This window comes from Actinotignum stranguriae (genome assembly GCF_051265215.1).
GTDB lineage: Bacteria > Actinomycetota > Actinomycetes > Actinomycetales > Actinomycetaceae > Actinotignum > Actinotignum schaalii_C.
The window spans coordinates 1-20,178 of sequence record NZ_JBOZCJ010000001.1 but is presented as its reverse complement, the minus strand read 5'-3'; the positions used below and the strand labels follow the sequence as shown (position 1 = coordinate 20,178).

Sequence of the window (20,178 nt, the reverse complement as noted above, 5' to 3'; positions counted from 1 at the left end):
CACGGGTGACTTGCTAGTCACGGGCCTGTGAGCTGGGCTTATGTATATGTGCCTGCCGGTTGGGTATGCGCGCGCGAGCTGTGTCGATTTTCGCGTGCCGGCCACATTGGAGTTATCAGCTTGGCGCGATAACATGGGAAAATGGATTTCGTGAACGATTTTGCTCCTCTTGCTCTAACCTATGACGATGTGTTGCTTGTTCCGCAACCAACTGATGTTATTCCTTCCGAAGTCGATACCTCTTCCCACCTGACCCGCAATATTGTGCTGAAAACCCCCATGGCTTCCGCGGCTATGGATACGGTCACGGAGCGCGATATGGCTGTTGCGATGGCACGCCAGGGCGGTATTGGGATTATTCACCGCAATCTCTCCCCGGAAGATCAGGCCCAGCAGGTTCGCGAGGTCAAACGTTCCGAATCCGGCATGATCACCGACCCGGTGACCGTAGCCCCGAATGCCACGATCGCCCAGCTTGATGCCCTGTGCGGGCAGTATCGGGTCTCTGGCCTTCCCGTTGTGGATGAGCAGAAGCACCTGCTCGGCATTATTACCAACCGTGATTTGCGTTTCGTTCCGGAAGATGAGTACGCCACCACCCGGGTCGAGGATGTGATGACCCGCATGCCGCTGGTGACCGCACCCACGGGTGTGTCCCGCGCGGATGCCCGGGCGCTCCTCAAGAGCCACCGGATTGAAAAGCTTCCCCTTATTGATGAGGATGGGCGCCTCACCGGCCTTATCACCGTCAAAGATTTCGTCAAAACCCAGCAGTACCCCAATGCTTCCAAGGATTCCCAGGGCCGCCTTCTCGTGGGCGCGGGCGTTGGGTACTTGACCGACTCCTGGGAGCGGGCCGGGATGCTTGCCGATGCCGGCGTGGACGTGCTTGTGATTGATTCCGCGAACGGGGAAGCGAAGCTCGCCCTCGATATGATTCGTCGCCTGCGTGCCGATTCCGGTTTTGACGGCGTGGAGATTATCGGTGGCAATATCGCCACCCGCTCCGGCGCCCAGGCACTCATCGACGCCGGGGTGGACGCGGTCAAGGTCGGGGTGGGCCCCGGGTCCATCTGCACCACCCGCGTGGTGGCCGGCGTGGGCGTACCGCAGGTGACCGCGATTGTGGATGCGGCGCGCGCTTGCAAGCCGGCCGGTATCCCGCTGATTGCGGACGGCGGCCTGCACTGGTCCGGTGATATCGGCAAGGCCATCGTGGCCGGTGCTGATACCGTGATGCTCGGTTCGCTTCTTGCTGGCTGCGTGGAAACCCCCGGCGAAGTCATTTTCGTGAACGGCAAGCAGTACAAGCACTTCCGCGGCATGGGCTCCCTGGGTGCGATGAGCTCGCGTGGCAAGAAGTCCTACTCCAAGGACCGCTACTTCCAGGCCGACGTCACCTCCGATGCGAAGCTCATTCCGGAAGGCATCGAAGGCCAGATTCCCTTCCGCGGCCCGCTGGCCTCCGTGCTCTACGAACTGGTGGGCGGCCTGGGCCAGACCATGTTCTACTCGGGTGCCTCCACCATTGCCGAGCTCAAGGAAAAGGGCCGCATGGTCCGCATGACCGGCGCCGGCCTCAAGGAATCGCATCCCCACGACGTGGAAATGACCGTGGAAGCCCCGAATTACTCCGGGCTCAAGTCCTAAATATTCCTACTCATAATCTCCTTTAGCTCGCTGCCACGCGTGGCAGCGCTGGGGTGGTAACGAGGGCCGGGAACGTAAGAGCGCGTTCCCGGCCTTTCGCTATGTACCGCAAAGTACGACGCCGCAGCCCGGCTCCCGCGTGGCTGGGTTTATGCGCATACTGGATGATGCGTTGTCCGCTTGGGTTCGCCCAGCCGGACCAGCAACGTAACTAGCGAGTACTAGTTGCGCGGGACGGGCCAGCCTTCCTTGGGGCCATCCGAGCGGCCTACTTTGCGCAAAAACTCTTGGAATTCGCGTTCGGCCGCGATCTGAATATCCACGATTTCCCGCAGTTCCTTTTCCCGCAGCTGGGGGAATCTCTCCAACATGGCCCCGAGTACCCGCAGCGTGGCCACCACATCAGCTTCCGCATTGTGGAAAGAATCATCCTGGAAAACCCCGTAATGCATAACGAGGTTTTCCAAGCGCCGCTTCCCCTTGCGGTAGCGATCCACCCCGCGATCCAGCAGATAGGGATCAATAACCGGGAAAATCTCACCGCCCAAGCGCTGGTTGAGGGTGGGCAGCCCGTGGCGGGCCAGCTCACTTTCGAGCAGGGTGAAATCATAGGAGGCATTAAAAGCCACCACCGGCTGGCCGGCCGCTAGTTGCGCCCCCAAAATATCCGCGATCTCACCGAGGACTTCCGCGATGGGCTGGCCCTCCGCGCGGGCTTGCTCCGTGGTAATGCCATGCACCTGGCTGGCTGCTTCCGGAATATCCACCCCGGGATCCGCCAGCCAATACCGCCGCGAGGTTCCCTCACTATCCACCCGCACGAGCGAGCAGGTGACGAGGCGATCGCGCCGGGGATCCACCCCGGTTGTTTCTGTATCAAAGCCGATAAGCGGCAGCGTGGTCCACACGGTTCCCATCCTTTCCGCGGCCCGCGCCGCGCTTCTGTGCTGGTGCTTCGTAGTCTAATCCGCCCCTACGACACGAAAACGTACCGGTTCCTATCTGCGGCTACGTCCGCGGCGTAAGGGTATCCAATGTTTCAACGCGGCGACACCGATGAGCAGCAAGCTGGAGAAGAGCAGTACGAGAAGCCCGATTCCGGGTGGAAGCATATTCCCGGAATCGTCACCCCTGAGGATACTGATACCGGCAATTCCGGGAAGGTACTTTCCTACCTCGGGAAGAAGGGTTTGGACAAGCGGAGCGATAATCGCCACAATCGTGAGCAGAACGGCCACGCTGGAATATCGGGATCGGAAAATAAGGCAGATACTCACGCAGAATATGCACAGGGTGGCAAGATACACGAGTACCGCGCCTACCGAAGGTAGCGAGGCTAACAACAGCTCGCGATACTCTGTGGCACTTAGAGTTGAGGCATCTATACCGCGCGGTGCCAGAAATCTATACATCACCACGGCGCCAATGGCCTGACCCGATCCCCACAAACACACAGTCACGCCACTGCATATGGCTCGGGCGAGCAGGGTCAGTGGTGTGGCGGGGAGAACCAAGGTAGTGATATCGCGGTAACGCGGTTGATCATCGAAATTTAGCAACACGCACGGTAGGACAGCCGCAATGGGCTGCGCAAAAACAATGCTGACCGCGATGGCGGTAGATAAACCTGCACAACCAGCGGGAAGTTCGCCGGCGCGGGGGAGTAGTTGCAGTGCGGTCATCATGTTCCCGGCAACTACACACAGCCCGAGAACGACACCGATTCGTACCTGTGAAGCCACCTGAATGAGCGCACCGCGCAGGTGCCAGATCGCCCTATCGTGGGCACGCAAAGAGCTAATCATGCCGCGGCCTTACGGCGTTCGGACCAGAAAAATCCGAGTGCAATGACAATCATCCACGCGAGCAGAACGAAGATATTTGTGCTCCAATGAGCGGCTACATCCGCAGCAAGTTCTGGTGACATAGCCGAATTGGCGAGCATATCACCCTGCAAAATAAGGCCGTAAGCAGCCAGGTCCGGACTCCAACGGGCGAGGGGCGTTACCCGAGATAAAAGGAACGACAGTGGAACAACTGACTGATTGAGCAGGAGGAAGAGAAGAGGGATCGTCCCGGATTGGAATACTGAGGCGAGGAAGGAGGCTAACCAGCACAGTACATTCCAGTAGATGAGGAGGCCACATAAAGCTTGTACATTGAAGCTGCTCCACTGGAAGGCACCCACGCCAAAGCCGACAAGCAGGGCAAGGCTGAGGTAGATGACGACAAAGAAGAAACCTACCAGTAGATGAGCAGCCGCCCAGGCGAAACGACGTGGCACCGCTACCGCGATGAGAGTTCGGGTGGAAGCGTGGTGGGGCTCCAGGGGAACCAAGTTTTCGGAGATGGATCCCACCCCGGAAATAATGGGGGCAAGGGAGAGCATAAGGAGCGCCTGCGAGAATAGAGAATAATCGGCGTGCCAGAGTTTCCCGTCGCTGTACTGTACGAATAAGAACAATGCCGCAGGCAGGAAACATGCCAACAATGCGATTCGGACAGATCGTGAGGTCCACCAGAGTACCCATTGTGCGCGCACTAACCGCGAAAATGACCTAAGCATCTGTGTCTCCTTCGTGCTTCGCGGCTCCGGTAGCCTTTTCGGTTGTATTCGGGTGGGACGGCCATCGGCCGGATGCCAGGTTGCCGTGAGCCAACGTGGCTGCGCCGTCGTACACCACGCTGCCCTGTTCCAGGACCACCAGACGATCACAGGTATCGGCAAGGAAATCCAACAGATGACTGGAGAGCACAACCGTTTTTCCCTCACGCCGCCACATTGCAATCAGCTGCGCCAGTAACTCGATTCCTTGCGGGTCAAGACCATTGGAAGGTTCGTCTAGTAGCAGCACAGGAGGGTCGCCGAGAAGCGCGGCCGCTAAACCGAGACGCTGATTCATGCCCAGAGAGAGCTTTCCGGCTTTTCGAGTGGCCACGCGATCCAAACCAACCGTATGCAGTACCTCGTCAATGCGCTGGCTCGCGAAGTGATGGGTCGCTGCGATCCATGCCAGATGCTGGCGCACAGTACGCGAGCGAGTTGCCCCCGAACCACCCAGGAGGGTTCCCACGTAGCGAAGCGGGTAGTCCAGTTGTCGGTAGGGATGCCCAAAGATGAGAGCTTGTCCATGGGTGGGTGGTTCCAGGCCAACTAAGAGGCGTATGAGTGTGGATTTTCCGCAACCGTTATGGCCAGCTAAACCCACGATCTGGCCGGGAGGGAAACTCAGCGTTAGATTATGGAGCGCACTTTGACCACGATAAATTTTGGATAAATCCTTGGTTTCTATGGGAAGTGTTGTCATGCTTCTATGCTGGCGACTCATCATGCGGAGCACATCGGCCTCGTGTTCGATACTCGCGGCCCTAGCTCAGCCTGGGTTCCGAGGGAAAAATCAGCCCGCGGGCCGATGGAATGGGAGCGCTGCACGGGTAGCATATGCGCTATGTGCGCTACCACCTCTCCATCGCGTCCCGCGTCCATTCGCGTGACCGCCGGTCACACGGCGCAGAAGAAGGAAAACCGCTGGGGAGTGCTGGGCAGGGCGGTGCTACCGCTGCTTGTTCTGGGACTTATGGTTTTTGTGGCAGTTCCGGAAAAATACGAAATCTGGTGGCGCCTAGCGATATTTGCGCTCTGCGGGGCGCTGCTGGGGTGGTGGTATTGGCAGTGGCTTGTGCAAAGAAGACGCAATAGTGAGTTACAAGCACAGGCGGAAACTGAAAAAATCCTATCGGGAGATCGCTTAGCTCTCGCCGCGGAGTTGCACGATATAGTTTCCGACGGCTTGGGATTACAGCATTTGCGACTCACCCGGGCTCTCGAAGAAGTGACTGATCCGGTAGCATTGGCAGCGTTGAGTGATATTCGGGACTCTAATAAGCAAACTATCGCTCAGATGCGTACCGTTCTTGACCGATTGCAGGGCCGTGATATTAGTCCTCCCGGGATGCCGGATCTAGAACAAATTTTTGCGGCAGCGCAACGGCACGGTATGGAACTCAGGGGCACTGCCGAAGTGCTCGCAACTATCCAAAGGCTGAATCCGCAGCTGCGTAAGCTCTTCATCGCAACTTGCCGGGAAGGATTAGCGAATACCGCCCGCCATGCCGGACCCACCACCGTCACCTTCCAGATTGAAGAAAAAGGCAAGGGCGTGAGCCTCGAACTAGTAGATCAGGGGCCGGCACCGGATTGGCAGCCCATCATCGGCTCCGGGATTGGCTTGGATCACCTTCGGCAACGCGCCGCCGAATGCGGCTATGTCGTGGGCGCCGGGCCAGTGGGCGCCGGGTGGAAACTATGCATGTACCCCGAGTGAGAACGGTAATACCCGGTATGTATGAGGAGGTAGCACATGATGATTCGGATTGCGATTGCAGATGATCAGGGACTACTTCGGGAAAGCCTCGCGGTTCTCCTCGAGCAGCAGGAGGACTTTCGCGTGGTGGGCAGCGCCGGAGACGGCGTGGAAGCCTGCCGTATGGTGCGTGAGACGGATATTGACGTTCTGCTGCTGGATATTCGCATGCCTCTCATGGACGGACTGGACGTACTCAAGGAGCTGAAACGGAATGGCTTCCCTGGGCGCATTGTCATGCTGACCATGTATCAGGATGACCTGTATCTGCGAAAGGCCTTGAGCCTGGGCGCTGACGGGTACCTTCTCAAAGATAGCGAATCCGAGACGATTATCTCGACAATCCGCCAGGTATCGGTGGGAAACAGAGTGCTCGACCGCCAGGTCCTAGACCACGTAGTACAGTGTTACCTCCACGAAAGGGGCCGGTCGCCTGGTGAGGTACCTGAATTACAGAATTTGACCGCACGGGAACTAGAAGTCTTGACCCTCATCGGTAGCGGTTTAACTAACCTAGAAATTCGGGGGCAACTCTATATTTCGGAAGGTACTCTCAAAAGCCACATCAACGCAATACTGCGCAAGACGGGCGCTCGCGACCGCTCGGCGGCCATCGTCCTGGCCTTCCGAGCCGGATTGGTGACATTTAGCTAAGACGGATTATTCGCACCGAACTGAGGAAGCTTTCCGCCCCCATTTCCAGGGCTGTTTCAGCTTAAGTTACTCTAATAGGCAGGTGGCGAATCAGCTCTGAGCTGCCCGGCAGGAAGGAACACAATGCAGTTCGCGGTGTTATCCGAGAATGAGTACAACGACTACATGACCACGCAACGGTGTTTCATTTCCCAAACGGTGAGCTACGGGCGGGTGCGTGCGGCCGAAGGATACCGGGTGGAATACGTGGGCGTGCGTAACAATGCCGGAAATATTTGCGGGGCCGGCCTCGTTATGTATCAACCCTGGAAGAAGATCTTCACACGGGCTTCCCTCGCCTACGGGCCCACCTTGGATTGGAGCCGCAGCGAGGTTGTTTCCGCTTTCTTCAGCGGGCTCAACCGGCATTTCGCTTCCCAGCCGCGCTTGCTCACCGCCCGGATTAACCCGATTCTGGCACGGCGCTGGTACACGGATATTACGCCGCTCAAGGACAATCCGGTGGCCGGCGCGGTCTCCCAAGCTCTGGAACGCGATGGTTGGCGCCACCTTCCTTATGAATTCGGGGAGCGCTCCGATATTCAACTGCGCTGGATTTACACCAAGACGATCTCCGGGATGAACTTCGAAGAAGCCAAAGCAACTCTCGCCAAGGGGCTGCGTCGTCGTTTCAATAACGAAAACCGCTACGGGGTGCAGACCCGTTTCCTCGGGCCGGAAGATTTCGATGTATTCGCGCAGCTCTACGCGAGTACCCGCGACCGTACCGACGGCATGCCTGCTCTCTCGGCTTCCGCGGTGCGTTTCTACCGCGATCTCATGGCGGACATGGGTCCCGAACGCGCGCTGCTCGCGGTGGCCTATGTGTCTCCGCGCCGCTACCTCGATCAGATCGCGATTGAGCGCGCGGAAGTACACGAGCGGATCGAGGTGCTGCGCGGGCGTAAAGAAACGAAAGCGCGGGAGCGCGAACTTGAGCAGGCCGCCCAGCGCCTGGAAGTGCTCGACGGCCAGGAAGAAATGGCACGCGAAACCCTGACCGAGCGCGGCGACGCGGAGATTCCCTTCAACGCGGCGCTCGGATTCCGGGTCGGTTCCGAACTGATTTTGCTGCTCGGTGGGATGGATAAAACGCTATCCGCCTACGCGCGGGATTATCCGGTTGAGCGCGCCATGTTCAAATACGCCTGCGATGAGAGCCTGGATACCTACAATACGTTCGGCATTTCCGGGGACTTTTCCGAGGACGCGGCCGATGCCAATATTCTCGCTTTCAAGCGCTGGCTCAACGGGCAGGTGGAAGAATTTGTGGGCACCTATGAAAAGACGTTCGCGCCGCGTTTCCTCGCCCGCGCGCTGGGTGCGGAAACGCGGTAAGCGCGTGATGTGGTGGAGCGTGACGCGGTAGGACCTTGACACGGGAGCAGCGCAGAACGGTTGCGGCCCCGCGCTTCGCTGCCTTAGCCGCGCGGATGTGCGCCGCGGCCCGGTCGCGCGCCTTTCTTTGCCGGTAAAGTGGAGAACGTGAGCGAAATCGAGATTGGGCGCGGCAAACGCGCGCGGATAGCTTATACCTTTGACGACGTCGCCATCGTGCCCACCCGGCGCACCCGGGACGTTCGCGAAGTCTCCACTGCCTGGCAGCTGGATGCCTACCACCTCGATATTCCGGTGCTCAGCGCCCCCATGGATTCGGTGGCTTCCCCGGATATGATGATCCGCCTGGGGCGGGCCGGGGGATTGGGCGTGGCGGACCTTGAGGGCTTGTGGACTCGCTACGAGGATCCCACCCCGCTGTACGAAGAAATTGCCGCGCTGCCGCCCGAATCCGCTACCGCGCGCCTCCAGCAGATCTACGCCGAGCGCCCCATCGATACCGGCCTGGTGCGCTACCGGGTAGCGCAACTGCGGGCCGCCGGGATCACCGTGGCCGGGGCCTGTTCGCCGGGCCACGCCAAAGAAATTGTGCCGCCGGCCGCCGATGCCGGCCTGGACCTCCTGGTCATCCGCGGCACCACGGTGAGCGCCGAGCATGTGTCCACCACCCGCGAACCGCTCAACCTGCGCGGCCTTATTTACGATCTTGATATTCCGGTGCTGGTGGGCGGCGCGGTCACGTACCAGAGCGCGCTGCACCTCATGCGTACCGGCGCGGCCGGGGTGCTGGCCGGTTACGGGGGAGGGGCCGCTTCTGCGACGTTACGTACCGTGGGGATTGCTGCCCCGATGGCGACGACGATAGCCGATATCGCTGCCGCCCGCCGGGACTACCTCGATGAATCGGGCGGGCGCTACGTTCATGTGATCGCGGACGGCTCGGTGGGCAGCTCCGGGGATCTCATTAAAGCCCTGGCCTGCGGGGCGGACGGCGTGATGCTCGGAACCATTCTGGCGCGGGCCAGCGAAGCACCCGGGCGCGGCTGGCACTGGGGACCGGAAGCCCGCCACCCGCGCCTCCCGCGCGGGGAACGCGTTTATGTGGGCACCGCCGGCACGCTGGAAGAAATTCTGGTCGGGCCCACCTCGAGCGCCCGCGGGCATACCAATATCATGGGGGCGCTGCGCCACGCCATGGCCGCTAACGGCTACTCCGATTGCAAGGAATTCCAGCGCGCCCAGCTGGTGGTCACCCCGCGCTAGGCGCGCTTCTCGCAGCGATGGCGCTACTCACCACGCGGCCGCGCGCTCCTGTGCTCCGCCTTTACTGCGCGTGATACCGATACACGTTGGTATCACGCGCTTCGAAACCGCAGCGCCGGTAGAGCCGGTTGGCGGCTTCCCGGCTGGGCCGCGAAGTCAAATCCACCGATTTCACGCCGAGCTGGGCAGCGTGCGCCAGGGCAGCTTCCACGAGCTGCTGGCCGGCGCCGTGGCCGCGGGCGGCGTCGTCGACCACTACGTCCTCAATCCAGGCCCGCGTTCCGGTGGGAATCTGGAAAGTAACGAGGGTGAGCATCCCGAGGATCGGGGCACCTTCCTCCACCCGGTACACCAATTGGTACACCCCGGGCTGGGCGAGCAATTCCTCCGCAGCAGCGCGCGAAAGCGGCGCGCTGCTTGAGGAGAGCTGGGGGATGAGGCGCTGGCAGGCAGCCAGGAAATCCTCGGTCACATTTTCTTGCAGGGAAATCATGCGTCCTCCGTGGGAGTGCTGGGGATATTCTCCAGATCGGCCAGCCACACCCGGCTGGTGGCATCGGAAGGCATGCGCCAATCCCCGCGCGGGGAAAGCGAGCCACCCGAAAGAATCTTCGGGCCGTTGGGGAGAGTGGAACGTTTAAATTGCTGGGAGAAGAAACGGCGGTAGAACAGCTCCATCCACGTCTTGATCTCCGCCAGGCTATAGGCGTGGCGGGCATCCCCCTCAATACCTTCCGGCCAGAAGCCGCGGGAAGCATCCCCCCAGGCTTCCCGAGCCAGGAAAGCAATTTTCGAGGGCAGGAAGCCGTAGCGCAAAGCGAAATAAAGGGTGAAATCCTGGAGTTCGTAGGGGCCGATTTTCTCCTGGGTGGATTGCAGCGCCCCGCCGGCATCCGCGGGAACCAGCTCCGGGGAAATCTCCGTATTGAGAATATCGATAAGAGATTGCGCCGCCGCGCCGGCTAGGAAGTCCTGGCGAGCCATCCACCGCAGCACGTGCTGCATAAAGGTTTTCGGCATCCCGGCATTCACGTTGTAGTGACTCATATGGTCACCCACCCCGAAGGTGCACCACCCGAGGGCGAGCTCGGAAAGATCCCCGGTGCCCAGCACGATACCGCCGTGGAAACCGGCCAACCGGAACAGATAATCCGTGCGCAGCCCGGCCTGCACATTCTCAAAAGTGAGGTCATAGACCGGCTCGCCAGCCGCGAAGGGATGGCCCATATCGGCCAGCATCTGCCGGGCCGCCGGGCGAATATCAATCTCCTCCAGCGGCACCCCCAGGGCTTCGCATAGCGCATAGGCGTTGTTCTTGGTGTGCTGGGAGGTGGCGAAACCGGGCAGGGTATAGGCGAGGATATCCGTGCGCGGGCGCTCCAGAAGATCCATGGCCCGGCAGGCCACCAGCAGCGCGTGCGTGGAATCCAGCCCGCCAGACACCCCGATAATCACCTTGGCGGAGCCGGTGGCCCGCAACCGAGTAATGAGCGCGTACACCTGGATGGAGAAAGCTTCGAAGCAATCGCGATCCGGATTGCGTTCGCTGCCGCCCATGAAGGGGAAACGCACCACTTCGCGGTGCAGGCGCTGCTCCGCGGCGTCAAGCGCGCTCATATCCGGGATGCCGGCGGTGAAGTTAATAGTGCGGAAGGAATCCGTGCCCGGGTTGGAATACTCATCGCGCTCGGTGCCCTGGGTGAGCGCATTGTCATTAAAAGAGCCGTTGCGCTGGCGTTCTTGGCGGATACGATCCAGGTCGATATCACCCAGGGTGGCGCTGTGGCCGGCCGAAAAACGCTGCCCGGCCGCGATTTTCTCCCCGCATTCGTAGATGACGGTTTGGCCATCCCAGGCCAGATCCGTGGAGGATTCCCATTCGCCATTCGCCGCGTAGATATAGGCGGCCGCGCAGCGCGCCGAAGCCCCGCGGATCAGCAGATCGCGGTCATCTTCACGCCCTACCGTGACCGGGGAGCCGGATAGATTGACGAGCACCTGCGCCCCGGCCAGGGCCGCGCGCGCCGAGGGCGGGATCGGCACCCACATGTCCTCACAGATCTCCACGTGGAAATCAAAACCGGGAATATCACTGGCGGAGAAAATCAGATCCGGCCCGAAGGGAACAGTATTCCGCCCCAGGGTATAGGCCCAGGCTTCCTCAGTGTGGGCGAATTCGGCCCGCTGCTCTTCGCTAAGCCCGGTGCTCCAGGCTGCATCCGTACGCACCCCGGGCAGTTCAATATCCGCATTGCGCAGTCCCGCCCCGGAAGCGAAATGGCGCTTTTCGTAAAACTCCCGGTAGTTGGGGATATAGGACTTGGGAACCACGCCCAGCACATTCCCGTGGTGGAGCACAACCGCGCAATTATAGAGGCGGTTGCGCCAGTGCAGCGGCGCCCCCACAATGAGGGCCGCGTCGAATTCCGCGCTGGCCGCCCGCACGGTTTCCAGGGCTTCCAGGGTGGCACGCAGCAGTGCATCCTGGAGGAACAGATCCTCCGCGGAATACCCGGTGAGGCTCAGCTCCGGGAACACGGCCAGCACCGCACCTCGCGCGCTCACCGCCCGGGCGGCCGCAATAATGGCCTGGGCGTTGCGCTGCGGATCGGCCACCACCACTTCCGGGGAGCAGGCGGCCACGCGCACGTAACCGTGACTGTAAATCGAGGAGAAATCGCTCATGGGTCTAGTCTGCCATTGCCTTCGACACGCAGGAATCGTCAAACTCAGATTCGGGCAGTCCCAGCGCCCCGCTCAGCGAATCAAAAACCCCGCGGTGGGTGATTTTCCCGCCGCTAATATTCACGCCGCTAGCGAAACCCGGATCCGCGCTGGCGGCCGCGCGCCACCCCTGGGCGGCCAGGCGCACCACATAGGGGAGTGTCGCCGTCGTCAAAGCTTCCGTGGAGGTGCGCGGAACCGCACCGGGCATATTAGCCACGCAATAGAAAATCTTGCCGTCCACGGTGAACGTGGGCTCATCGTGGGTGGTGGGATGGGAATCCTCGAAGCATCCGCCCTGGTCAATAGCAATATCAACGAGCACGCTGCCCGGGCGCATACCCTCCACCATCGCGGAGGTCACCAGCTTGGGGGTGGAGGAACCCGGCACCAGCACCGTGCCGATCACCAAATCGGCATCCGTCACCTGCTCCTCGATGGTCTGCGCGGTGGAGGCGAGGGTGGTGAGCATCCCGGCGTGGCGCATTTCCAGCTGGGCGAGCCGCTCGATATTAATATCCAGAATCGTCACGTTCGCGCCCATACCGGCGGCCATCACCGCGGCGGATTCCCCGGCGATACCCGCGCCGATCACGGTCACCTTGCCTTTGCGGGTTCCGGCCACTCCGCCGATGAGAATCCCGGCCCCGCCCTGCGCGTCGAGGAGGTAATGCGAACCCACAATGGGGGCGAGTTTCCCGGCCACCCGGCTCATAGGCGCGAGCAGCGGCAGCGCTTTCCGTTCCCGCACGGTTTCGTAGGCGATGGCGGTGGTGCCGGCATCCAGGAGCGCGCGGGCCAGTTTCGGCTGGGAAGCCAGGTGCAAATAGGTGAAAAGCACCAGGTCCTCGCGTAAATACCCGTATTCTTCGGCTTCGGGTTCCTTGACTTTGAGAACCGCGTCGGCGCCCCACACCTCGGCCGCGTCCGGGCAGATACGGGCCCCGGCGGCGGCGTAGGCGGCGTCGGCGCATCCGGAGGCTGCCCCGGCCCCGGCCTGCACCAGGACGGTATGCCCGGCCGCGGCCAGTTCGCGCGCACCGGCCGGGGTGAGCGCGACCCGGTATTCGTTATTCTTCAATTCTGTGGGAACGCCAATAATCATGTGCTTAGTCTACGGCGCGCGTGCGCGCTGCTCCTAGGTAGTACGACGACGGCGCTGCGGGCCGCGCCACCGCGCGCCCCGCAGCACGGTCCCGCTCCCAGTTAGAGCCGCAGTAGATGCAAGCGGCCGGTGGAACGCCGCGCCAGCGCCCAGGCGATCACCGCGCAGGTGCCGAAGATGAGGGAGAAGGCGAGGAGCCCGATGAAGCCCTGATTGGCGGTAAGGAAATCCGTGAAGCCGGTCGAGTCACTCACCCGCCCCACCCAATGCGCGAAATCGGTGCCGGTGCGGGCGGCCCAGGCGTAGAAGCTTTCCCAATGGGGAATCCAGAGCCGGTAGATGAATCCGGCCAGCCCGGTGATACCAACAAGGTAGCCCACCAGGGAGAGCCCGGCGAAGAAAGCGATAACCACCGCGACAGCCAGTACCACCGTGCTCAGCGACCAGCGCAGCAAGAAGGTGGTCACCAGCACCGCCCCGAAGAACACGGCCATACAGCAGAGCCAGGTAGGTAGGAACATGAACCACACACTGCCCGATCGCATAGCGGTACCTTCAGGGGAAAACGCGGCATCCAGAGCCCAGGAACCATCCGGGCGGCGCACAATGGTGAGCACCACGAGGATAATCACGGCGGTAACCGCCAGGTATTCGGCGCTCATCCGCGCGGCGCTGCGCGTCAGGTTGCTAAAGAATTGCCGCCGCGTGCTCCCCGCTTGCAGATGCGCCCGCATGGAGAGGGTGCATATCACCCCACCGAAGATCAGGCTCCCGCTGAGCACAAACCATGCCAGCGCAACCCAGTTGAGAACGGGGTTGTCGATGCCTCCGATGGGTAGATGCGTCTCGGTATTGGTGAAGGGGAGCCACAGTGTTGCCACGACCAGGAAACATCCCGCAATCAACCAGAAGCTGCGATAAAAATAGGAGAAAGGTCCGCGCCGCCCAATCGCGCGGCGCGCCGCCAGGTAGATAAGAGCGTTCGCGCGGCGATACAGCTTAATCATGATCGACTCCAATCTGGGTGCGGGTGGATGCTTCCGCGGTGGCTTCCTGGGTGCCTTCCCCGGCAGCCGCCGCGGGGGCCAGCAGGCTTCCGGCCCGGGGCGCCTGCGCGCCCAGCGGCTGTGCCAGGCGGGCGCGCTGGGCGGGGGAGAGCGTCGTCGTAACTAAAACATCGGTGAGGGAAGCGAGGCTATCCGTGGAGTGGCGCGCGCGAACCTCATCGGCGTCCCCGGCCTCGAGCAGTTTCCCGCGGTGCAGGAACACCACGGTATCCACCAGGTTCTCCACCTCCTCGAGCAGGTGGGAGGAGAGGATGATGGTGCGGGGGTGCTCGGCGAAATCACTGAGCAAAACCCGGTAGAACAGTTCGCGCATCACCGCGTCCATCCCCAGGTGGACCTCATCGAAAATGGTGATGGGGCAGCGGGATGCCAGGCCCAGAATCGCGGAAAATGTGGAGCGCTGGCCTACGGATAGCCCGTCAATCACGCGGGTGGGATCCAGCTCGAAAAGCTCGAATAGCTCCCGGGCGAAATCCTCATCCCAGGTGGGGCGGGCCATGCGCCACAGATCCATCGTCATGGCGAGCGGGGAACCGGAAATCACCTCCACGCGGGCCGGAATATAGGCCACCCCCGGCATGACCTCCGGGTTTTCATCCACCGGATGCCCGTCAATAAAAATGCTTCCCGCGGCGCGCCCACGGGTGCGCCGAATCGGGAGGAGCCCGGCGATGAGCATCCCGAGCGTGGATTTGCCCGAGCCGTTGCGGCCGAAAAGGCCGGTGATGGTGTCGTGGCCGATCTCCACGCTGAGATCATCGAGGGCGCGAGCCCCGCGCCGGTAGCTGAAACTCAGGTTCTCGATGCTAATCATTGGTTCTCCTCCCAATAGGTCGAGACGAGTGCGGATATTTCCGCGGGGCTGAGCCCTAGTGCCCGGCCCGCGGCGAGCGCCGGGGCGAGGGTGTCACTCAGGTAGGTGGCGCGCCCGCGCTCGCGCAGGGCTGCCTGGGCGCCCGCGGTCACGAACATGCCGATCCCGCGGCGCTTTTCCAGGATTCCTTCCTCCACGAGGAGGGAAAAAGCCTTGTTCGCGGTGGCGGGATTAATGCGGTAGGTGGCGGCGTATTCGGTGGTAGACATGACCTTTTCTCCGGGCCCGAGTTCGCCGGAGAGAATACGACGACGCAGATCTTCGGCCAGCTGCACATAGATTGGCACCGCTGAACTGAACTCCATCACGCCCTCCCTCCTTGGTTAGTTACATAACTAATGAACCACAGAACCGACTCTGCTGCAAGTGCTATGAGGTATGACTCACATCTCGCACGCCTCGGGGGAATTGATCTAGGCTAATGACACGTTTGGAAGGAATCCCTGTTGAAAATTGGTTTACTGGGAGCGGGCCGCGCCGGGTTGATGCACGCGCGCATTCTCGCCCACCGTGTTGATGAACTTGTTATTGCCGAACCGAAACCTGAGCGCAGTGCCGCCGTCGTTTCCGAACTGGAAGGTGAGGCTGCAACTCGCGCCCGCATCAGTGAAGCCAGCGTGGAGGCTACCCTCACGGATGTCACCCTGGACGCCCTGGTCCTCACCAGCCCCACGGATGTGCATGCCGAACAGCTGCTGCGCGGCATGGAGCTGGGCATTCCTATGTTCACCGAGAAGCCGGTATCCACCTCGCTGGCCTCGACCCTGAAAGTGCGCGAAGCCGCCCGCGCGCGCGGAGCCCGCATCCAAGTCGGCTTCCAGCGCCGCTTCGATACCGCCTACACCCGGGCCCGCGCGGCGGTGCGCGAAAAAAGCCTGGGCGAGCTGCGCCGCCTGAGCATGGGAACCATGGATCAGGCCCCGGCCGCCCGCGAATTCCTGGCGGCCTCGGGCGGAATTTACATCGACTGCCTCATCCACGATTTCGATATGCTGCGCTGGGTCACCGGGCGCGAAGTCACCGAGGTCATGGCGTTCGGCACCGATCTGGGCCTGGCCGATTTCCGTGACTTCGGCGATGTGTGCGAAACCGCGGCGGTGCTGCGCCTGGAAGGCGATGTGCTCGCCACCGCGCAATCCTCGCGTTTCAACGGCCACGGCTACGACGTGCGCATGGAGCTGCACGGCACCGAGCAGACCCTCGCGGTCGGCTTCGATAGCAAACTCCCCGTGCGCTCCCTCGAGGATGGGGTGTCCTATCCGGAGGAGTCCGCCTGGGTGGATTTCATCGCCCGTTTCGCCGCCTGCTACGAACGCGAAATCGAGGCGTTTTTGGAGGTGGTTGCGGGCCGCGGGGAGATTCCTGCCACGGTGGACGATGCCGTCGCCTCCCTGCGCATCGCGGAAGCCGTGCGGTTATCGCAACGCGAGCACCGCGTGGTATCCCTGGCCGAAATTGAGGGCTAAAACATGGATTTGCGGCTCGACGCGAGCGCTTTCGACTACAGCTTCGTGGTGCTCTACCTGGTGCTGGTCCTCGTCATCGGCGTGGTCACCCGGCGCAAAGTCACTACCTCGGAGGATTTTTTCCTCTCCGGGCGTTCGCTGCCGGCGTGGATCTGCGCGCTGGCTTTCCTCTCCGCGAATATCGGGGCGGTAGAACTCATCGGGATGGCGGCCTCCGGCTCCCAATACGGCCTGCCCACGGTGCATTACTACTGGATCGGCGCGGTGCCGGCCATGATCTTCCTCGGGCTCATTATGATGCCCTTCTATTACGGCTCGCGGGTCCGTTCGGTTCCCGAATACCTGCGTTTGCGTTTCGACCGGCCCACCCACCTCTACCAATCGGTGATTTTCTCGGTGGCGACCATCCTGGTGGCCGGCATCAATCTTTTCGCCCTCGCCCTCCTCATTAATGTGCTTATCGGGGTGCCGCTGTGGGCTTCGATTATTATCGCGGCCGGCGTGGTGCTGGTCTACACGGTGATGGGCGGGCTCACCGCCACCATGTACAACGAGGTGCTGCAATTCCTGCTCATCGTTGCGGTGCTCACCCCGCTGACCATCGCCGGGCTGGCGCGGGTGGGCGGACCGGCCGGGCTGGTCAACGCCCTCAACGAAACCCAGGTGCTCGGCCCGAACGGCCTGGATGTGTGGGGCGGAACCGGACTCGGGAACACCACGAACCCGTACGGGAATTGGATCGCGCTGCTGCTGGGGATGGGCTTCGTGAATTCCTTCGGGTATTGGACCACAAATTTCACCGAGGTGCAGCGCGCGCTGTCCGCCAAAGATATGCGTTCCGCACGCCTGACCCCGATCCTCGCGGCGATCCCGAAAATGTTCTTGCCGCTCATTATTATCGTGCCCGGGCTGATTGCCGCGGTTCTCATCCCGCAGCTGCACACCGGCGAGATCACGCATAACGAAGCCTTCCCGGCGCTTATGGGGGAGGTGCTCCCGCACGGGCTGCTGGGCATGGCGCTGGCCGGGCTGATCGCGGCCTTTATGGCTGGAATGGCGGCGAATGTTTCTTCTTTCAATACCGTGGTCACCTACGATATTTGGGAAACGTACGTGCGCCCGGGCCGCAAGGACACCTACTACATTAAAATCGGGCGCCGCCTGACGATTATCGGGGTGCTTATCGCCATCGGGGCGGCCTTTATCGCGGCGGAATTCTCCAATATTCAGGACTACACCCAGATGTTGCAGTCCATTTTCAACGCCCCGCTTTTCGCCACCTTCATTATGGGAATGTTCTGGGCGCGCATGAGCCCGCAGGCCGGGCTGTGGGGCCTGGTGGCCGGCGCGGCCGGAGCCGGGTTTATCCAGCTGGGCTACGCGAACGGGCTGCTGGACTTCAATTCTTCCCAGGCGGCTTCCTTCACGGCTTCCGGTGTCGCTTTTATTGCCGATTTCATCGTGTCGGTGCTCGTCACGAAGGTCACGCGCCCCAAGCCCATCGAGGAACTCGACGGCTTGGTGTGGGGGCGCGTCAAGATGGATATTAAGGGCGCCCAGCCGGCCCCGAAACTGCACGAAGCCCGGGTGGCCGAAGCCCGCGAACGCGCCCTCACCGGCGAAAAACTGCACTGGTGGGAAGAACCGGTGCCGCTGGGCATCGCGGTGCTCGCGGTGTGCACGGTCCTCAATGTGGTGCTGTAAATGAAGGGATACGAATCTATGAACGACGACGCAGCTCGGCGGAGCGCCGCGCCAGCTTCGGCGCCCGTGCAATCGGGCCACGCGGGTGCAGCGGGCGGCGAGTCCGCTTCGGCGCCGGCGCCGCACCTCCCCGAGGCGCGCCTCGGGCGGCTCTCGCTTTTCGACCTGCGCACCTGGATCGCCATCATGTTCGGGGTTTTCGGAACGATGCTGGCCGGCTACGGGCTCTTCTTCGTGACCGAGGAGGACCTGGCCAAAGCCGCGGGCATCAACCTCAACCTGTGGACCGGCCTGGCCATGATGATCGTGGCGCTCTTCTTTGCCGGCCGCAGCGCCGCCGCCCCGCAGGTGCTCTCCGAAGCGCTCGGCTCGCGCCTGCCCGATGAGGATGCGCAGCCCACCGCGCCGCGGGAGAGCTAAGATTATGTGCAAGCCTAACGCCTACGTCAGGGGACACTTATGACCATTGCGGTTGCCTACAAAATTGCCGGCGATCCACGTTCAGCGCACGTACTGGATTCCGGTGTGGTGGATTGGAGCGGCGCGCGCCTCTCCATTAGCGACGACGACGCCGTTGCCATGCGGGCAGCGCGGGAACTCGGCGACTCCCTGGGCACCGAGGTTGTGGGTATCACCCTGGGCCCCGACTCCATCGGCACCCCGGCGCTGCGCAAAAACGCGCTGTCCAAAGGCCCGGACCGCCTGCTCGTGGTGAGTGATGATGCCACCACCAGCTGGAATTCCACCGCGGTGGGCGAAGCCCTGGCGCGGGTAGTGCAGCGCGACGGCACCATCACAGCGCTTATCACCGGCCCGGGTTCCACCGACGAAGGCTCGAAAATGGTCTCCGGTGTGATCGCCGGGGCGCTGGGCTGGCCGTCTTTCCAGGATGTTTCCGCGATTCGCACCGCAGGGGAGGAACTCCTCCTTACCCAGCACACCGGCGGGCAGCGCCGCGAGGTGCGCGTGGCCGGCCCTGTGGTCATCGCGGTCACCTCCGACGCCGCGGCCGTCAAAGTCCCGGCCATGAAAGATATCCTCGACGCCGCCAAGAAACCCGCCCAGCTCCTCACCGCCGCCGACCTCGGCGATATGGAAGGGCGCACCCTCGACCCCATCGCGCGCGCGGTTCCGCCCGTCCAGCGCCGCCTCCACCAAATCCTCGACGGCCCCGGCGCCGTGGCTGAACTCGTCGGGATCTTGGATCGGCGCGGCCTGCTGCCGAACGCCGGTTCCACGGGTATTTCTGGCGACGCTGCCGGCGGAATCGCTGCCACCGGAATCGCTAGCAACGCGAGCACCGGCGCCCCCGTTATTTCTGGCGACGACGCCGCCCCTCACGCCGCTGGTACTTCGGGCGCGGAAGCTTCTTCCTCCACCGGTTCGGCTCCGGAACACGCGGTGTGGATTATTAGCGCCGGCGCGACTATTTCGCCTTTCCTTCCGGCCCTGCGTCGCTACGACGCGGTTCACGTGATCGCCCTCGTTCCCGAAGGAGAAGCGGGAGACAGCGCGCAGCTGCCCGCGTTCCCGGATGCCACCAGCGTGCAGGTCATCACGCACCCGAGTGATGCGCCGGCCGAGGCCCTGAGCGCCGCGCTCACGGAGCTCGTGGATGCCCAGCCCGGGGATATTGTGCTGGTTCCCAATGAGCCAAGCGAACGCGCGCTGGGCGGGGAGATCGCCGGCCGGCGCGGCTGGCCCATCCTCACCGACGTGCGCGAAGTCAGCGCCGAACACGTGGTCAGCGGGCGTTTCGGGGCTATTTCCCTGGAAACCTACGCGCGCGCGGGAGTAACCTTCGTGGGCGTGATCGGTTCGCTGCCCGGTACGGCGGCTTGTGCTGGAGCTGCCTCGGGCTTTGGTGATGCGGCGGGTGCTGGCAGCACCTCGGTAGCTGAGGTGGCGGCTCCGGCCGGCGCGATAGCGC

19 protein-coding genes are annotated in these 20,178 nt (G+C 62.3%); 10 read left to right on the top strand and 9 right to left on the bottom strand.

Annotated elements, in window-relative coordinates; all coding sequences use genetic code 11:
* Positions 1–141 precede the first annotated feature (141 nt).
* Positions 142–1,650, top strand: a complete 1,509-nt coding sequence (gene guaB, locus ACRQEG_RS00095) for an IMP dehydrogenase (RefSeq protein ID WP_026428247.1) — start codon at positions 142–144, stop codon at positions 1,648–1,650.
* Positions 1,651–1,871: 221 nt separating this feature from the next.
* Here the strand turns inward: guaB and ACRQEG_RS00090 are convergent, their stop codons facing one another.
* Entirely contained in the window at positions 1,872–2,558 is a 687-nt protein-coding gene (locus ACRQEG_RS00090) for an exonuclease domain-containing protein (protein ID WP_087071180.1), read from the bottom strand.
* 126 nt (positions 2,559–2,684) lie between these two features.
* Here ACRQEG_RS00090 and ACRQEG_RS00085 point away from each other — a divergent pair, with 126 nt between their 5' ends.
* Positions 2,685–2,981: a hypothetical protein gene (locus ACRQEG_RS00085; RefSeq protein ID WP_087070560.1), complete on the top strand. Its 297-nt coding sequence runs from the start codon at positions 2,685–2,687 to the stop codon at positions 2,979–2,981.
* A gap of 470 nt (positions 2,982–3,451) precedes the next feature.
* On the opposite strand, the gene ACRQEG_RS00080 is transcribed toward ACRQEG_RS00085, so the two are convergent.
* Positions 3,452–4,114 (bottom strand): hypothetical protein, encoded by a 663-nt coding sequence (locus ACRQEG_RS00080; RefSeq protein ID WP_143231863.1) that lies wholly within the window; start codon positions 4,112–4,114, stop codon positions 3,452–3,454.
* 94 nt (positions 4,115–4,208) lie between these two features.
* Positions 4,209–4,958 carry an ABC transporter ATP-binding protein gene (locus ACRQEG_RS00075; protein ID WP_159455009.1) on the bottom strand — a complete coding sequence of 250 codons (750 nt, stop codon included), beginning with the start codon at positions 4,956–4,958 and terminating at the stop codon, positions 4,209–4,211.
* A gap of 141 nt (positions 4,959–5,099) precedes the next feature.
* On the opposite strand from ACRQEG_RS00075, the gene ACRQEG_RS00070 reads away from it, so the two are divergent.
* From ACRQEG_RS00070 to ACRQEG_RS00055, 4 genes are all read left to right on the top strand, one after another.
* Complete coding sequence (locus tag ACRQEG_RS00070; RefSeq protein ID WP_159455010.1) at positions 5,100–5,975, top strand: sensor histidine kinase; 876 nt, start codon at positions 5,100–5,102, stop codon at positions 5,973–5,975.
* 36 nt (positions 5,976–6,011) lie between these two features.
* A complete protein-coding gene (locus tag ACRQEG_RS00065) occupies positions 6,012–6,668 on the top strand; it encodes a response regulator (RefSeq protein WP_087070564.1) in 657 nt (218 codons plus the stop codon).
* 123 nt (positions 6,669–6,791) lie between these two features.
* Positions 6,792–8,045: a lipid II:glycine glycyltransferase FemX gene (locus ACRQEG_RS00060; protein WP_087070565.1), complete on the top strand. Its 1,254-nt coding sequence runs from the start codon at positions 6,792–6,794 to the stop codon at positions 8,043–8,045.
* A gap of 147 nt (positions 8,046–8,192) precedes the next feature.
* Positions 8,193–9,308 carry a GuaB3 family IMP dehydrogenase-related protein gene (locus tag ACRQEG_RS00055; RefSeq protein WP_087070566.1) on the top strand — a complete coding sequence of 372 codons (1,116 nt, stop codon included), beginning with the start codon at positions 8,193–8,195 and terminating at the stop codon, positions 9,306–9,308.
* A 61-nt stretch (positions 9,309–9,369) separates the two neighbouring features.
* Here ACRQEG_RS00055 and ACRQEG_RS00050 read toward each other — a convergent pair whose 3' ends face one another.
* The 6 genes from ACRQEG_RS00050 to ACRQEG_RS00025 form a co-directional block, all read right to left on the bottom strand.
* A complete protein-coding gene (locus ACRQEG_RS00050; RefSeq protein WP_087070567.1) occupies positions 9,370–9,801 on the bottom strand; it encodes a GNAT family N-acetyltransferase in 432 nt (143 codons plus the stop codon).
* Positions 9,798–11,993, bottom strand: coding sequence for an NAD(+) synthase (locus ACRQEG_RS00045; protein ID WP_087070568.1), 2,196 nt, complete (start codon positions 11,991–11,993; stop codon positions 9,798–9,800). Before ACRQEG_RS00045 ends, ACRQEG_RS00050 begins: the two co-directional genes overlap by 4 nt.
* Positions 11,994–11,997: 4 nt before the next feature.
* A complete protein-coding gene (gene ald, locus ACRQEG_RS00040; protein WP_087070569.1) occupies positions 11,998–13,137 on the bottom strand; it encodes an alanine dehydrogenase in 1,140 nt (379 codons plus the stop codon).
* 101 nt (positions 13,138–13,238) lie between these two features.
* On the bottom strand, positions 13,239–14,144 hold the full coding sequence (locus tag ACRQEG_RS00035; RefSeq protein WP_087070570.1) for a hypothetical protein: 906 nt from the start codon (positions 14,142–14,144) through the stop codon (positions 13,239–13,241).
* On the bottom strand, positions 14,137–15,018 hold the full coding sequence (locus tag ACRQEG_RS00030) for an ATP-binding cassette domain-containing protein (RefSeq protein WP_087070571.1): 882 nt from the start codon (positions 15,016–15,018) through the stop codon (positions 14,137–14,139). The genes ACRQEG_RS00035 and ACRQEG_RS00030 overlap by 8 nt, the downstream gene beginning before the upstream one ends.
* Positions 15,015–15,383, bottom strand: a complete 369-nt coding sequence (locus tag ACRQEG_RS00025) for a GntR family transcriptional regulator (RefSeq protein ID WP_026428239.1) — start codon at positions 15,381–15,383, stop codon at positions 15,015–15,017. The genes ACRQEG_RS00030 and ACRQEG_RS00025 overlap by 4 nt, the downstream gene beginning before the upstream one ends.
* A 141-nt stretch (positions 15,384–15,524) precedes the next feature.
* Here ACRQEG_RS00025 and ACRQEG_RS00020 point away from each other — a divergent pair, with 141 nt between their 5' ends.
* The 4 genes from ACRQEG_RS00020 to ACRQEG_RS00005 all read left to right on the top strand — a co-directional run.
* On the top strand, positions 15,525–16,544 hold the full coding sequence (locus tag ACRQEG_RS00020) for a Gfo/Idh/MocA family protein (protein WP_087070573.1): 1,020 nt from the start codon (positions 15,525–15,527) through the stop codon (positions 16,542–16,544).
* 3 nt (positions 16,545–16,547) lie between these two features.
* Positions 16,548–18,248, top strand: coding sequence for a sodium:solute symporter family protein (locus tag ACRQEG_RS00015; protein WP_087070574.1), 1,701 nt, complete (start codon positions 16,548–16,550; stop codon positions 18,246–18,248).
* Entirely contained in the window at positions 18,249–18,668 is a 420-nt protein-coding gene (locus ACRQEG_RS00010; RefSeq protein WP_087070575.1) for a hypothetical protein, read from the top strand.
* A gap of 39 nt (positions 18,669–18,707) precedes the next feature.
* The coding region (locus tag ACRQEG_RS00005) for a hypothetical protein (RefSeq protein WP_435723349.1) at positions 18,708–20,178 on the top strand (1,471 nt) is incomplete at its 3' end.